This is a genomic window from Aciditerrimonas ferrireducens (assembly GCF_023130475.1).
GTDB classification, from domain to species: domain Bacteria; phylum Actinomycetota; class Acidimicrobiia; order Acidimicrobiales; family UBA8190; genus Aciditerrimonas; species Aciditerrimonas ferrireducens.
The window spans coordinates 78,611-91,921 of sequence record NZ_JAKHEX010000003.1; the positions used below are offsets into that span (position 1 = coordinate 78,611).

The window sequence follows — 13,311 nt, forward strand, 5'->3', positions numbered from 1 at the left end:
CCCGCCTTCCGGCGAGCCCCGGCACCCGGCCGGTCAGCTCCAGCCAGCCCTTGAGGACGAGGACCTGCCGTGGCCAACATTCGGAGCCAGATCAAGCGGAACCGTCAGAACGAGCGTCGGCGCCTCCGCAACAAGTCGGTGCGCTCCGAGCTGCGGACCCGGACGAAGCGGGCACTGCAGGCGGCGCAGTCGGGGGCCGAGCAGACCCCGGAGCTGCTGCGCCTGGCGGTGAAGCGGATCGACAAGGCGGCGGCCAAGGGCATCATCCACAAGAACCAGGCCGCGAACCGTAAGTCGCGGCTCATGCGGAGGATCACCGCCCTGAGCGCCGCCCAGTCGGGCGAGTCGCCGGCCGGCGACTGAGCCGAGCCAGGCGAGCGACCAGCACCTCGAGGACGACCTCGGGCGGCAGGCCGCTGGCCCCTTTGAGGTCGAGGTCGGCCTGGGCCACCAGGGCGAGAGCCCGGTGGACACCCTCGGGCCTGAGCCGGCCAGCGTGCCGCAGGGCCTTTTGGACCGGGTAGCTCGAGCGGGCGCCGAGGGCCGTGGCGGCTTCCTCGGGCGTGCCCCACGCCCCCCCCTCGACCGAGAGCAGCAGGTCGGCCCAGCGTTCGAGGATCTTCAGGACCGCCAGGGGGTGGAGCTGACCACCGTCGAGGAGCCGGTGGAGGGCCCGGAGGGCCCCGGGGAGGTCCCCGGCCTCCAGGGCATCGGTCAGGGCCCAGGGCTGGGTCCCCCCGGCCGCCCCCAGGTAGGGCAGCAGGTCGTCGGCCCCCACCCGGCTCCCTGGCCCCAAGGCGGCCGCCGCCCCGGCCAGGATCCCCTCCACCCGGCCCAGTTCGTCGCCCAGGTGCTGCTCGAGGAGGGCTCGGGCGTCAGGGGTCAGCCGGACCGGGGAGCGGCCGAGAACCGCGGCCCAGGCCTCCTGCCGAGCGCCCCGGGCCCGCAGGCTCCGCTCCACCACCGAGCCGCCGGCCTCGCGAACCGCGCGGACGAGGGGCTCGGGGACCGTCCCGCCGCTGCCCTCCAGGACCAGCCAGACCCCCTCGGCCAGGCCGCCCAGGGCCTCGGCGAGCTGGCGGCCCTCGGCGGTGCTCAGCCGGCCCGCCCCCCGGACGACCAGGATCCGACGGTCGGCGAGGAACGGCGGGGTCCCCAGACCGTCGAGGACCGCTGCGAGGGACAGCTCCTCTCCGCCCCCGCCCTGCTCCTCGACCACCATCCCTCGGTCCCGGCCCTCCAGGAGCTCCTCGACTACCGCCCGCAGCTCCCCGGCGACCACCGCCGGGTCCTCGCCGCGCACCAGTACCACCCGGCCGGCGCCAGCCCCAGGGGCAGCTGCGCCCGATCCCCGGCTGCCGGAAGCCCGGCTGCCGGGGCTCACCGGGGCCGGCCCTCGGCTGCGGTCGGCGAGGACACGGTCTGGGCGTCGAGGAGGGCAGCCAGGCAGTCGCGGACCTGGCGGGTCCGGGCCACGTCGTGGACCCGCAGGACCCGGCAGCCACGGATGATCCCGAGCGCCGCCGCCGCGAGGGAGGCCTCGCCGCGGCGGTCGACCGGGAGGTCCAGGAGGACCCCGAGGAAGGTCTTGTTCGAGGCCGAGAGCAGCAGGGGGTAGCCGAGCTGGGCCAGCTGGCCCGAGACCCGGAGCAGGGCCAGGGACTGGCTGGCCGTCTTGCCCAGGTCGAGGCCGGCATCGAGGACGATCTGGTCGGATCCGAGGCCGGCCCGCTCGGCCCGCTGAGCTCGCTCGAGCAAGAAGGCCCGGACCTCCCCCAGAAGGTCCTCGTAGTGGGGCTCGGGGTCCGGGACCCGGGGGGCGAGCCGGATGTGGGTGCAGACCACGCTGGCCCCGGCCTTGGCCGCGGCCGGGAGGTAGTCGGGGTCGGCGAACCCGCTGATGTCGTTGCCGAGGACCGCCCCGGCCTCGAAGCAGGCGGCGGCCACCTCGGCACGCCAGGTGTCCACCGAGACCGGCAGGTCGAAGCGGGCCACCAGGGCCTCGACCGCCGGCACCACCCGGTCGAGCTCCTCGGCCAGGCTGACCTCGGGCCCCGGCCCGGCCTTCACCCCCCCGACGTCCAGCAGGTCGGCACCCTCGGCCACCACCTGCTCGGCGCGCCGCAAGAAGGCGTCGAAGGCGAAGGTGGCCCCCTTGTCGTAGAAGGAGTCCGGGGTCCGGTTCAGCACGGCCATCACGAGCGCCCGGCTGGTCAGGTCGTAGCGCCGGGTGCCCAGGCGCAGCTGCCCGGTCGGCGCGACCGCCGGGTCCCACCCGTACGCGGCCACCGTTGCGTCCCCGTGTCCTGCCGACCCTCGGCTGGCGCCGACGGCTCAGAGCTCAGAAGAGGCGGGCCGCCAGCTGCTTGCGGTAGCTGGCCGTCCGGGGGTCCTCGGGGCCCAGGGTCTCGAGCAGGTCCAGGAACTCCTGCCGGGCCGCCTCGTCCTCCTTGACCCGCTCCAGGAGCTGCCCGAGGAGCTCCTCGACCCCACCGGCGGGCACCTCGACGTGGGCCTTGGCCAAGCGGGCCTCGGCCGCCACCTGCTTGGCCTCGGCCGTCTCGGGGATCCGAGCCAAGAGCTCCAGGGCCTCCTCGGGCTTGCCCTGCTCGACCAGCAGGCGGGCCAGGCCCACCACCGCCCCCGGGTGGTCCGGTTGGAGCTCCAGGGCCCGCCGCAGTGACGCCTCGTCGCCCTGGGCCGCGAGCCGGTCGGCTTCGCTCGGCTCGGGCCGCAGCCGGGCCACGAACTCCCGGACCTGGGCCTCGGGCAGGGCACCGATGAAGCCGTCCACCACCTGGCGCTTCACCACGGCGTAGACCGCCGGGATGGACTGGACCTGGAAGCTGGCGGCCACCTGGGGGTTCTCGTCGACGTTCACCTTGGCCAGCTCGACCGCCCCGTTGGTCTCGGCCACCACCCGCTCCAGGATGGGCCCGAGGACCCGACAGGGCCCGCACCAGGGGGCCCAGAGGTCCACCACGACGGGCACCTCCTCCGAACGGGCCAGGACGGCCGTCTCGAAGGTCGCATCGGTCACGTCAGCCACGCCCCGACCCTACCGGCTCGCCAGCTGGCGCCGACAGGGCTGCCAAGAGGCTTCGCGGCAGCGGCCCCCCGGCAGCGACCGGGCCGCTGCCCTTCGGCGACGGCGCTGGCCAGGGGCGATAGCGTGCCGGGCATGACCAGCCAGGAGGCCCCGAAGAGCTCCCCGCCGGCCCAGACCCAGGAGGACGTCGAGGGGATCGACGTGCCCCGGGTCAGCGCCTGGCTGGCCGCCCAGCTGCCCGACCTGCAGTTGCCGCTCCGCTTCGAGCTGGTCGCCGGGGGCCGCTCGAACCTGACCTACGTGGTCCGGGACGCTGCCGGTCGCCAGCTGGCCCTCCGGCGCCCGCCCCTCGGCCATGTGCTGCCCACCGCCCACGACATGGCCCGGGAGCACCGCATCCTCTCGGCCCTGAAGGGCAGCGCCGTGCCCGTCCCGACCCCCCTGGCCCTCTGCCAGGACCCGGCGGTCAACGGCAGCCCCTTCTACGTCATGGCCTTCGTCGAGGGCTACGTCCTCCGGGACGCCGAGAGCGCCGTCCGCTGGCTGCCCGAGGCAGCCCGCCACCGGGCCGGCCTGCGCCTGGCCGAGGTCCTGGCCGAGCTCCACGCCATCGACGTCGACGCCGTCGGCCTCGGCGACCTGGGTCGCCGGGAGGGCTACGTGGAACGCCAGCTCCGCCGCTGGATCACCCAGTTCCGCCAGTCCGAGGTGCCCGGCGAGTCCCTGCCGGCCGTGGTCGAGGAGGTCCACGAGCGCCTGGCCGCCCGGGTGCCCGAGCAGCGGGCCACGGCCATCGTCCACGGCGACTACCGCCTGGACAACGCCATCCTGGGTCCCGACGGCGAGGTCCGGGCCGTCTTGGACTGGGAGATCTGCACCCTCGGGGACCCCCGGGCCGACCTGGGCCTCCTCATGGTCTACTGGGCCGAGCCCGGCGAACCCCCGGCCCTCGTCGGGGTCTCGCCCACCACCGCCCCCGGCTTCCCCAGCCGCCAGGAGCTCCTGGCCCGCTACGCGGCCACCAGCGGCACCGAACCCGAGGACCTGCCCTACTTCATGGCCTTCGGCTACTGGAAGCTGGCCTGCATCCTCCAGGGGGTCCACGCCCGCTACGCCGCCGGGGCGGCGGCCGGTGACCGCAGCAACGTCAGCAGCCTGGGCCCGGCCGTCGGCCACCTGGCCGAGCGGGCCCTCGAGGTCCTCAAGCGCCCGTGACCCCCGAGCCCACCCCCGCCGAGCTGATCCACTGGCACCAGCGGCCGACCCTCGACCAGCCGGTTCTCGTCGTGGCCCTCGAGGGCTGGGTCGACGCCGGCCTCGGGGCCGAGGGTGCCATCCAGGCCCTCCTCCGGGCCGCCCCCAGCCAGCTCCTGGCCAGCTTCCCCGGCGATCCCCTTCTGGACTGGCGGGCCCGGCGGCCCACCGTCCGGCTCCTCGACGGGCTCGTCCAGGGACTCAGCTGGCCGACCATCGAGCTCCGAGCCACCCACGACGCCGCCGGTCGGGACGTCCTGATCCTCCACGGCCCCGAGCCGGACTTCGCCTGGCAACCCTTCGCCGCCAGCATCGTCCAGCTGGCCCAGGAGCTCGGGGTCGAGCTGACCGTGGGCCTCGGGGCCTTCCCCGCGCCGGCCCCCCACACCCGCCCGATCCGCCTGGCGGCCACGGCGCCGCCCGCCTCCGCCGAGCTGGTCCGCCAGGTCGGCACCGTCCCTGGCCTCCTCGAGGTCCCGGCCGGCATCTGGCACGTCCTCGAACTGGCCCTCGGCGACGCCGGGATCCCGGCGGTCGGCCTCTGGGCCCGGGTCCCCCACTACGTGGCCGGCATGGCCTTCCCCGCCGCCTCGGCAGCCCTCCTCGACGGCCTGGCCCAGCTGGCCCAGCTCGACCTCGACACCACCGAGCTCCACGCGGCCGCCGACGTCGCCGTCCAGCGGGTCGACGAGCTCATCGCCAAGAGCCCCGAGCACACCGCCATGGTCCGGACCCTCGAACGGAACCTCGACGCCCTCGAGGGCAACCCCCTCGACCTGCCCCGGGTCCCCACCGGCGACGAGCTCGCCGAGGAGCTCGAGCGCTACCTCCGCCAGCTCCCCGGGACCGGGCCCGGCGAGTCCGACGACCAGGACCCCGAGGGGCCCTCGCCACCGCTTTGACCCTCGGCGAGGACTGGCGGCTAACGCCCCCTGCCGGGCCGACGGGCCAGGACAGGCCGCAGGCCGAGGGCTGTCGGGTGGCCGTGCTGGACGACCAGGGCCAGCACCACCCCCAGGAGCACCAGGACCAGCACGAGGATCAGGACTGCCACCAGGGCGACCAGCCGTGGGTCCAGCGGGCCCTGGCGCACCCGGTGGGCCTGGCGGGCCCGGGCCAGGTCGACCGGGTCGAGCAGCCGTCGTCCCCCCGCCGGTGGCCGTGTCGGGCCGTCCCCGGGCGGCCCGGTCTCCGTCGCTTCCGGTCGGGCCGAGCCGGCGGCCCGAAGGGCCCGTCTGGGGTCCCAGGCGGGCCACCCGGCCAGCTGCCGGGCCAGGGCGTCGAGCATGGCCGGTTCTCGCGCCTGGCCGATGAGGTCCAGCAGCTCCAGGTAGTCGCTCTCGGCCAGGGCGCCCCGCTGGAAGGCCTCCAGGGCGGCCGTCGTCGCCCGATCGCGTGCCGCCGTCATCCGCACCCCGCCGGCCCCGACCTCCACCCCACCACGATAACTACTCTTCGAGTCCTTGTCACTACTTTTCGTGCCTGAAGGGGAGCGGGGCTCAGGGTGCCGGGGGAAGCGACCTGTGCTAGGCAGTGCGCCCACAGCCCCCCGGACCTCGGGGCCTGAGAGAGGAGCGTGGACCATGCTGGTCGACAGCGGCATCGGTTTCGACCCCAAGGACCCCGCCAGCGTGGCGAAGCGGGCCGAGGCCGACGGCTACGCCGGGGTCTGGTGCCCCGAGACCGGCCACGACCCCTTCCTGCCCCTGGCCCTCGCGGCCCAGCACACCGAGCGCATCCAGCTCGGCACCGGCATCGCCGTGGCCTTCGCCCGCAACCCCATGACCATGGCCATGGTGGCCAACGACGTCCAGCTCTACGCCAAGGGCCGGCTCCTCCTCGGCCTGGGCTCCCAGATCAAGCCCCACATCGAGAAGCGCTTCTCCATGCCCTGGTCCCACCCCGCCCCCCGCATGCGGGAGTTCGTCCAGGCCATGCGGGCCATCTGGGCCTGCTGGAACGAGGACGCCCCCCTGGACTTCCGGGGCGAGTTCTACACCCACCGCCTCATGACCCCGTTCTTCAACCCCGGCCCGAACCCCTACGGCCCCCCGAAGGTGTTCCTGGCGGCCGTCGGCTCCCTCATGACCGAGGTCGCCGGCGAGGTCGCCGACGGGCTCCTCGTCCACGGCTTCACCACCGAGCGCTACCTCCGGGAGGTCACCCTGCCGGCCTTCGAGCGCGGCCTGGCCCGCTCCGGCCGCACCCGCCAGGACGTCCAGGTCTCCTACCCCGCCATGGTCGTGACCGGCCAGGACGAGCAGCAGATGGCCGCGGCGGCCAGCGCAGTGCGGAACCAGATCGCCTTCTACGGCTCCACCCCGGCCTACCTGCCGGTCCTCGAGCTCCACGGCTGGGGGGAGCTCCACCGGGAGCTCAACCGGCTCTCCAAGCAGGGCAAGTGGCAGGAGATGGGCCAGGCCGTCGACGACGAGGTCCTGCGGACCTTCGCCGTGGTGGCCGAACCCGACAAGGTGGCAGGGGAGCTCCTGCGGCGCTTCGGCGACGTCATCGACCGCATGAGCTTCTACGCGCCCTACGCCTTCTCCGACGAGGGCTGGCGGCGGATCGTGGCCGAGCTGCGGGCCGCACCGGGCCGGGACTCGGGGAGCGCCTGAGCCGCCGAGCCGGGCTCAGGGCCCGAGGCCCGGGGCCCGGGGCCCTCGTGGTCCGGCTTTCTCAACGAAACACACAAACTCCACAACGGCCGGCGGAGACCCGAGGGCCGTCCGCCTCAGCCCACCACCAGGTTCACCAGACGCGGTGGCCGGGCCACGATGCGCTTGGGCTGCTGGCCGTCGAGGGCCGCGAGCACCTTGGGCGAGCCCAGGGCCAGCGCCACCACCTGGTCCTCGTCGGCGTCCGCCGGGACCGCCAGGCGGTCCCGGAGCTTGCCGTTGACCTGGACCACCAAGGTGACCGTGTCCTGCCGGACCAGTTCGGGGTCGGCACTCGGCCAGGGCATGCGGTGGATGTCGGCACCAGGGCCGTGGCGCCGCTCCCAGGCCTCGGCCGCCACGTGGGGGGTCATGGGGGCGAGCACCAGGAGCAGCCGGTCGAGGGTTTCGTCCAGGGTGGCCCGGTGGGGCCCACCGGGGGCGGTGCGGAGGTAGCGGGCGCAGTCGTTGCTGAACTGCATGCAGGCGGCCACCGCAGTGTTGAAGGACCAGCGCTCGATGTCTTCGGTGACCTTGGCCACCAGGCGGTGGGCACCGCGGAGGAGCTCCCGGTCGTGCTCCTCGGGGTCCCCCTCCCGCCAGCTGGCCACCTCGGGCTCGACGCAGAGGCGCCAGACCCGCTCGAGGAAGCCCCCGCAGCCGTGCTCGATGACCTCGTCGGTCTGCTCGGTCCAGTCCACGTCGTCGGTGGGCGGCCCGACGAAGAGGTGGAAGAGGCGCAGGGCGTCGGCCCCGACGGTCTCGAAGTACTTCTGGGGCGCCACGAGGTTGCCCTTGGACTTGGACATCTTCGTGCCGTCCATCCGGATCATGCCCTGGGTGAAGAGCCGGGCGAAGGGCTCCCGGGGCACGCCGGGCGCCAGGCCCACGTCGACGAGGGCCTTGGTGAAGAAGCGGGCGTAGAGCAGGTGGAGGATGGCGTGCTCGATGCCGCCGATGTAGTTGTCGACCGGCATGTAGCGGGCTGCGAGAGCCGGGTCGAAGGGTCGGTCCTCGGCCCAGGGGTCGCAGAAGCGCAGGAAGTACCAGGAGGAGTCGACGAAGGTGTCCATGGTGTCGGTCTCACGCTCCGCCGGCCCGCCGCAGCGGGGACAGGTGGTGTGGCGGAAACCGGCGTGGCGGGCGAGGGGGGACTCCCCTGTGGGCCGGAACTCGACGTCGTCGGGGGCCAGGACCGGCAGCTGGTCCTCGGGGACCCCCACGATGCCGTCCGTCGGGCAGTGGACCACGGGGATGGGGCAGCCCCAGTAGCGCTGGCGGGAGACCAGCCAGTCCCGGAGCCGGTAGTGGACGACCCGCCGGCCCTTGCCCTCGGCTTCGAGCCACTCGATGGCCCGGGCCTTGGCTGCGGCGACGTCGAGGCCGTCGAGGAAGCCCGAGTTGATCTTCGGCCCGTCCCCGGTCCAGGCCCCGCCCTCGAACCCCTCGGGGGGCTTCGTGGTGCGGACCACCGGCAGGCCGTGCGCCTGCGCGAAGGCCCAGTCCCGCTCGTCCTCGGCCGGCACCGCCATGATCGCCCCGGTGCCGTAGCCCATGAGGACGTAGTCGGCGACGTAGACCGGGATGGGCTGGCCGGTGAAGGGGTTGAGGACCGAGCTGCCCGTCGGCGCGCCCCGCTTCTCCAGGCTCGCCGGGTCCCCGGCCGCGGTCCGTTCCAGCTGGGAGGAGCGCTGGGCCAGGGCCCGGATCTCCTCGACCGCCGCCCGCTGCGCCGGCTGGGTCAGGCGGTCCAGCAGGGGATGCTCGGGGGCCACGACGGCGAAGGTCATGCCGAAGGCGGTGTCGGGCCGGGTGGTGAAGACCCGCAGGGCGGCCCCGTCGGCGGCCCCGACCACCGGCAGGTCGATCTCGGCCCCCTCGGAGCGGCCGATCCAGTTCCGCTGCATGGTCTTGACCCGCTCGGGCCACTCCAGGTGGTCCAGCTCAGCGAGCAGCTCGTCGGCGTAGGCCGTGATGCGGAAGAACCACTGCTCGAGGTCCCGCTGGACCACCAGGTCGCCCGAGCGCTCGCAGGTCCCGTCGGCGAGGACCTGCTCGTTGGCGAGGACCGTCTGGCAGCCCGGGCACCAGTTCACCGGGGCCGAGGCCCGGTAGGCGAGGCCGTGCTCCAAGAAGCGCAGGAAGATGAGCTGGTTCCAGCGCATGTAGCGGGGATCGTGGCTGCGGATCTCCCGGCGCCAGTCGTAGACCGCGCCGAGGGCCAGGACGCTGGCCTTCAGCTCAGCGATCCGGGCGTCGGTGAAGGACCGGGGGTGCTCGCCGGTCTTGATGGCAGCGTTCTCGGCCGGCAGGCCGAAGGAGTCGAAGCCGAAGGGGCTCAGGACCCCGTAGCCCTGCATGGTCCGGTAGCGGACCAGGAGGTCCCCGAAGGTGTAGTTCCGCACGTGGCCCTGGTGGGCCGGGCCGCTGGGGTAGGGGTACATGCAGAGCACGTACCACGGCGGCCGGGGGTCGTCGGGGTCCAGCTGGTAGGTCCCCTGCTGCGCCCAGCGTTCCTGCCACTTCCGCTCGATCGCTTGCACGTCGTAGGCCCGGGCCATCGGAGGAAGTCTACGAGCCGTCGGTCACCGGCCCCCGCCCGGGGCGCCGCGGGCGGCCGGCGACCGGTGCCTCAGGGCCCGACCGGAGTGGCCTGGGCCAGCTGGGCGGCCGCGGCCCGCCAGGCCTCGGCGAGCTGCTGCACCATGGCCCTGACCGGGGCCAGCCGCTCGGCGTCCTTCTGGAGGTTGACGGCCACGAGCTCGTCGTGCCAGAAGCGGTAGAGGGCTTTCAGCTGCTCCCCCGCCGCCCACTGGGCCGGGTCCAAGGTGTCGTGGAGCACCAGCAGGATCTCCTGGGCGTGGACCAGGCGCTGGTTCGCCTCGAACCAGTCCCGCTTGGCCAGGGCGGCGGCGGCCCGGTCCAGATCGACGCAGAGCCGGTCCACGATCATGAGGAGCCGCTCGGCGGGCGTGGCGGTCTCGACCGCCTCCCGGAGGTAGCGGATCCGAAGCGCCTCGGCCGCCTCGCTCATGCCGGACCGTCCCCTGGCGGGCTGGCCTGGACGGCACGAGCACTGCGCTGGGCTGCCGACACGCGTCCTCCTCACTCCTGTCTTCTTCGGGGGGAGCCCTGCGCTTGGGGATCCCTCCGCCCCGGGCTCCCGCACCAGGCAGGCGCCCGCCCCGGACCACCGAGATGATCGGCCCGAGCGCCGCCCCACTTGACCCCCACTGCTCGTGGCCGCTCCGGGGCCCAAGGGTGGACCGTCAGCGGTCGACGACGGGGCTGGTAAGGTACGGCCCACCCGGGGGCGTAGCTCAGCTGGTAGAGCGCTTGACTGGCAGTCAAGAGGTTCGGGGGTTCGAGTCCCCTCGCCTCCACCCGGTCGAACACGCCGAGGAGCGGCGTCGAAGCCGTGCGGGGCGGACCAGCCCGCGGTCGAGAACGTCGGGGCTCAGAGGGCGACCGTGAGGTCCCGCCAGTGCTCCGGCGTCGGCCGGTCCCAGAGGAGTCAAGCGACGCCACTGGCGGTCGCGTGGAACTGGTTGTGGACGAGCGTCCAGATCAAGATGCAGCCGGCGTGATGACGATTTCCTTCGGCCGATTCCCGCAGCAACGGTGCGAAGTCCCGAGCGTTGCGCGTGACAAGGACTCGCTCCTGTTCCGCTGCCAGTGCCAGGACCTCGGGATCGTCGAGGGCCCCGAGGACGGGATCGGCAGCGAGGCACAGGACGTCGTGGCCCTGGCGACCAAGGACGCTGCCAATCCGCTTGGGTGAGCGTTGGGCGTCGAGCACGAGACGCATTCCGCTAGCCAGCCGCGAACTCCACCCACGGATACAGTTCCCTTCCTTCGCTGACCGACCGGCGGTTCTCGGCGATAGCCTCCTTGATCTCCTCGGGATAGGCCGTGCGGTACGCGACGGCGAGACGAACCTGATGTGGAGTCACCGGCGTCTCGGCCACCAGTGCCTCCGCTGAACCGAAGTCCTCCAGCATCTGGCACAGTTCCCACACGTCCAGGCCGGAGCCGATCACCCAGGCCCGTCTGCGGGCGTCGTCCCCCCGGAACGCGATCCCCGGGAAGCGGCGACATCGGGCTGCCTCCTCGGCAAGGACCTCGGCCACCTTGCTCTTTGAGCGCCGAGTGCGACGTGCCTCAGCCTCGACCAGCCGCTCGGTTGCCTCCTCGAGACGGACGCTGAATGGCCGCCCTTTCGCCATCGTCACCCCTTCACTACAGCTTCTACAGCGCAGTCGAACGAGACCAGCCTGGGGCTGCGCCCCGACGGTCCGCTCGACCGTCACCGTGTCCCCTGCCGGCGCTGCTGGACCCCCACGCCGATGGCCGTCCCGATCCCGACGAGCAGGGCTGCGCCGTGGGCTGTCTCAATCGCCACCAGCGCGCCGGCGCCCAACAACGCCAGCGCCACGGCGGCCACCACCAGCCCCACCACCAGGAGGCGGGCCAGGCCCTCTCGCAGCACGACGGCAGCGCCCAGGACCGACCGGGCCAGGCGCTGCTCCCAGGCATCTGCGTGCTGCCCGCCCGGGTCAGCCCGCCACCGTCGACGCAGGACCAGCACTTCAAGGAGCACCAAGCCGGGACCGGCCCCGGCGAGGGAACCGGCCAGGAGCGCCACCAGGCAGTAGGCCCCGACCCCGGCCTCGGCCGGGCGTACCCGCTGCCACCATGGCCGGGATCCCGACGCCTGCGGCGGGGGTGATCGAAGAGGGGTGACGCTTGCCATGGGACACCTCCCGAGCGCCTGAGCGCCCGAGCGCCCTGCTCGGACCAGCGCAGTCTGGCAGAGGGGTATCGCGGTCACCCCGCTACGGTCGGCCCCGTGCGCGCCGTGGTCCAACGGGTCAGCCGAGCATCGGTCAGCGTCGAGGGCCAGGTCCTCGGGGCCATCGGCCCGGGCCTCCTCGTGCTGGTCGGGGTGGGGCGCCGCGACGGCCCTGCCCAGGCTGACCGCCTGGCCGAGCGGCTCTGGCAGCTCCGGATCTTCGAGGACCACGAGGGCCGGCCGAACCTCTCGGCGGCCGACCTCGGCCTCCCCCTCCTCGTCGTCAGCCAGTTCACCCTCTACGCCGACACCTCCCGGGGCCGGCGCCCGTCCTTCGCGCCGGCCGCGCCCGCCGAGGAGGCCGAGCCGCTCGTCGAGCGGGTGGTGGCCCAGCTCCGGGACCATGGGGCCGAGGTCGCCACCGGCCGGTTCGGGGCCACCATGACCGTCGCCCTCGTGAACGAGGGACCCTTCACCGTGCTCCTCGAGACCTGAAGGCTCCTCGGGACCTGAAGGAGCCCGCACGCCCCCGGAACCGGACGAGAGCGGACCGTGGTCGTGCGGACCGACCGCCCGAGGCGACCGAGCAGAACGCCGGGTCTCAGCCGGCCACTTGGGTCGCCACGAGCCCGACCGGCCAGGGCAAGGGACCGGCCGAACCAGCCAGGCGCAGCAGGGCGCCGACCGCCCGGGCGGTCGCCTGGACCTCGGGCCCGAGCTGGGCCACCCGCTCGTCGTCCAGCCGGTAGAGCGGTACGCAGACGGAGACGGCGGCCACCGGCCTGCCCCGGGCGTCGAGAACCGGCGCCCCCACCCCACCGACGTCGCTTCGCCGCCGTCCCAGGTTCACGGCGTAGCCCCGCGTCCGGATGGCCTCCAGCTCAGCCCGCAACTCGGCCGGGTCGCTCACCGTCTCCGGGGTGAGCCGGGCCAGCGGCCCCTGCAGCAGCTGGGCCTGGGTCCCGGGGTCCTCGAAGGCCAAGATCGCCAGCCCACCCGAGACGCTGTGGACCGGGACCCGCTCCCCCACCCGTCCGAGCGAGAGCACCGGCCGGGGCGAACTGAGCTGCTCGAGGTAGACCAGCTCCTGACCGATCCGGGCGGTCAGCTGGACCGTCTCCTCGGTCCGGTCCCGCAGGTCCCCGAGGAGCCCGAGGATCTCCTCCCGGACCTCCAGCCGACCCAGGGCGGTGCAGATGGCGAAGGCCCGGGCGCCGAGACGGAACCGGCTGTCGGCCCCCTGGGTCAGCCAGCCGCAGGCCAGCAGCTCCCGCCCAAGGCGGTGCGCCGTGGCTCGGGTCGTCCCGATCCGCCGGGCCAGCTCGGCAGCTCCCATGGGTCCCTGCTCGGCCACGGCCTCGACGATGCGCAGGGCCTTGCGGACCGACGTCCCGACCGCAGCCGTGCCCGAACCGTCGCCGCTCCCCCCCAGCCCGTCTGCCGGGTCCTCTCTCGCCTCGTCGCTCGCCGCGCCGACAGGCCCTGCGGCGACCGGCTCCGGCTTGCCGACCTTCCGCTGGGCGACCATCTCCCTATCGTAGGCCGCGCCGTCCCGAACG

General features: G+C 73.9%; 15 protein-coding genes and 1 tRNA gene. 6 read left to right on the plus strand and 10 right to left on the minus strand.

Annotated elements, in window-relative coordinates:
• Nucleotides 1–69: 69 nt before the first annotated feature.
• Nucleotides 70–363 carry a 30S ribosomal protein S20 gene (rpsT, locus tag Acit_RS03270; RefSeq protein ID WP_248105658.1) on the plus strand — a complete coding sequence of 98 codons (294 nt, stop codon included), beginning with the start codon at nucleotides 70–72 and terminating at the stop codon, nucleotides 361–363.
• Here rpsT and holA read toward each other — a convergent pair.
• The 3 genes from holA to Acit_RS13440 form a co-directional block, all read right to left on the minus strand.
• Entirely contained in the window at nucleotides 314–1,312 is a 999-nt protein-coding gene (holA, locus tag Acit_RS03275) for a DNA polymerase III subunit delta (protein WP_248105659.1), read from the minus strand. The two genes, rpsT and holA, sit on opposite strands and share 50 nt — an antisense overlap.
• Nucleotides 1,313–1,380: 68 nt before the next feature.
• On the minus strand, nucleotides 1,381–2,289 hold the full coding sequence (folP, locus tag Acit_RS03280; protein ID WP_248105660.1) for a dihydropteroate synthase: 909 nt from the start codon (nucleotides 2,287–2,289) through the stop codon (nucleotides 1,381–1,383).
• A gap of 52 nt (nucleotides 2,290–2,341) precedes the next feature.
• Nucleotides 2,342–3,049: a tetratricopeptide repeat protein gene (locus Acit_RS13440; protein WP_248105661.1), complete on the minus strand. Its 708-nt coding sequence runs from the start codon at nucleotides 3,047–3,049 to the stop codon at nucleotides 2,342–2,344.
• A 132-nt stretch (nucleotides 3,050–3,181) separates the two neighbouring features.
• Between Acit_RS13440 and Acit_RS03290 the strand changes: the two genes are divergently transcribed.
• Both Acit_RS03290 and Acit_RS03295 read left to right on the plus strand, forming a co-directional pair.
• Nucleotides 3,182–4,264 carry a phosphotransferase family protein gene (locus Acit_RS03290; protein WP_248105663.1) on the plus strand — a complete coding sequence of 361 codons (1,083 nt, stop codon included), beginning with the start codon at nucleotides 3,182–3,184 and terminating at the stop codon, nucleotides 4,262–4,264.
• Nucleotides 4,261–5,205 carry a PAC2 family protein gene (locus Acit_RS03295; protein ID WP_248105665.1) on the plus strand — a complete coding sequence of 315 codons (945 nt, stop codon included), beginning with the start codon at nucleotides 4,261–4,263 and terminating at the stop codon, nucleotides 5,203–5,205. Before Acit_RS03290 ends, Acit_RS03295 begins: the two co-directional genes overlap by 4 nt.
• A 20-nt stretch (nucleotides 5,206–5,225) precedes the next feature.
• Here the strand turns inward: Acit_RS03295 and Acit_RS03300 are convergent, their stop codons facing one another.
• Nucleotides 5,226–5,738 carry a hypothetical protein gene (locus Acit_RS03300; RefSeq protein WP_248105666.1) on the minus strand — a complete coding sequence of 171 codons (513 nt, stop codon included), beginning with the start codon at nucleotides 5,736–5,738 and terminating at the stop codon, nucleotides 5,226–5,228.
• A gap of 148 nt (nucleotides 5,739–5,886) precedes the next feature.
• Here Acit_RS03300 and Acit_RS03305 point away from each other — a divergent pair, with 148 nt between their 5' ends.
• Nucleotides 5,887–6,921 (plus strand): LLM class F420-dependent oxidoreductase, encoded by a 1,035-nt coding sequence (locus tag Acit_RS03305; RefSeq protein ID WP_248105667.1) that lies wholly within the window; start codon nucleotides 5,887–5,889, stop codon nucleotides 6,919–6,921.
• Nucleotides 6,922–7,037: 116 nt separating this feature from the next.
• Here Acit_RS03305 and leuS read toward each other — a convergent pair whose 3' ends face one another.
• Nucleotides 7,038–9,521 (minus strand): leucine--tRNA ligase, encoded by a 2,484-nt coding sequence (leuS, locus tag Acit_RS03310; RefSeq protein WP_248105669.1) that lies wholly within the window; start codon nucleotides 9,519–9,521, stop codon nucleotides 7,038–7,040.
• Nucleotides 9,522–9,592: 71 nt separating this feature from the next.
• A complete protein-coding gene (locus Acit_RS03315) occupies nucleotides 9,593–9,994 on the minus strand; it encodes a flagellar export chaperone FliS (protein ID WP_248105671.1) in 402 nt (133 codons plus the stop codon).
• A gap of 275 nt (nucleotides 9,995–10,269) precedes the next feature.
• Between Acit_RS03315 and Acit_RS03320 the strand changes: the two genes are divergently transcribed.
• Nucleotides 10,270–10,343 (plus strand) — tRNA-Ala (locus Acit_RS03320).
• Nucleotides 10,344–10,474: 131 nt separating this feature from the next.
• On the opposite strand, the gene Acit_RS03325 is transcribed toward Acit_RS03320, so the two are convergent.
• The 3 genes from Acit_RS03325 to Acit_RS03335 all read right to left on the minus strand — a co-directional run bounded on the left by Acit_RS03325 (nucleotide 10,475) and on the right by Acit_RS03335 (nucleotide 11,713).
• The gene (locus tag Acit_RS03325; RefSeq protein ID WP_248105672.1) at nucleotides 10,475–10,768 is read right to left on the minus strand and encodes a DUF5615 family PIN-like protein; all 294 of its coding nucleotides are present in this window, start codon (nucleotides 10,766–10,768) and stop codon (nucleotides 10,475–10,477) included.
• A gap of 4 nt (nucleotides 10,769–10,772) precedes the next feature.
• The gene (locus tag Acit_RS03330; protein WP_248105675.1) at nucleotides 10,773–11,090 is read right to left on the minus strand and encodes a hypothetical protein; all 318 of its coding nucleotides are present in this window, start codon (nucleotides 11,088–11,090) and stop codon (nucleotides 10,773–10,775) included.
• Nucleotides 11,091–11,266: 176 nt separating this feature from the next.
• On the minus strand, nucleotides 11,267–11,713 hold the full coding sequence (locus Acit_RS03335) for a hypothetical protein (protein WP_248105677.1): 447 nt from the start codon (nucleotides 11,711–11,713) through the stop codon (nucleotides 11,267–11,269).
• A 96-nt stretch (nucleotides 11,714–11,809) separates the two neighbouring features.
• Here Acit_RS03335 and dtd point away from each other — a divergent pair, with 96 nt between their 5' ends.
• Complete coding sequence (gene dtd, locus Acit_RS03340; protein WP_248105679.1) at nucleotides 11,810–12,247, plus strand: D-aminoacyl-tRNA deacylase; 438 nt, start codon at nucleotides 11,810–11,812, stop codon at nucleotides 12,245–12,247.
• A gap of 106 nt (nucleotides 12,248–12,353) precedes the next feature.
• Here dtd and Acit_RS03345 read toward each other — a convergent pair whose 3' ends face one another.
• A complete protein-coding gene (locus tag Acit_RS03345; RefSeq protein ID WP_248105681.1) occupies nucleotides 12,354–13,280 on the minus strand; it encodes an IclR family transcriptional regulator in 927 nt (308 codons plus the stop codon).
• Nucleotides 13,281–13,311: the final 31 nt, after the last annotated feature.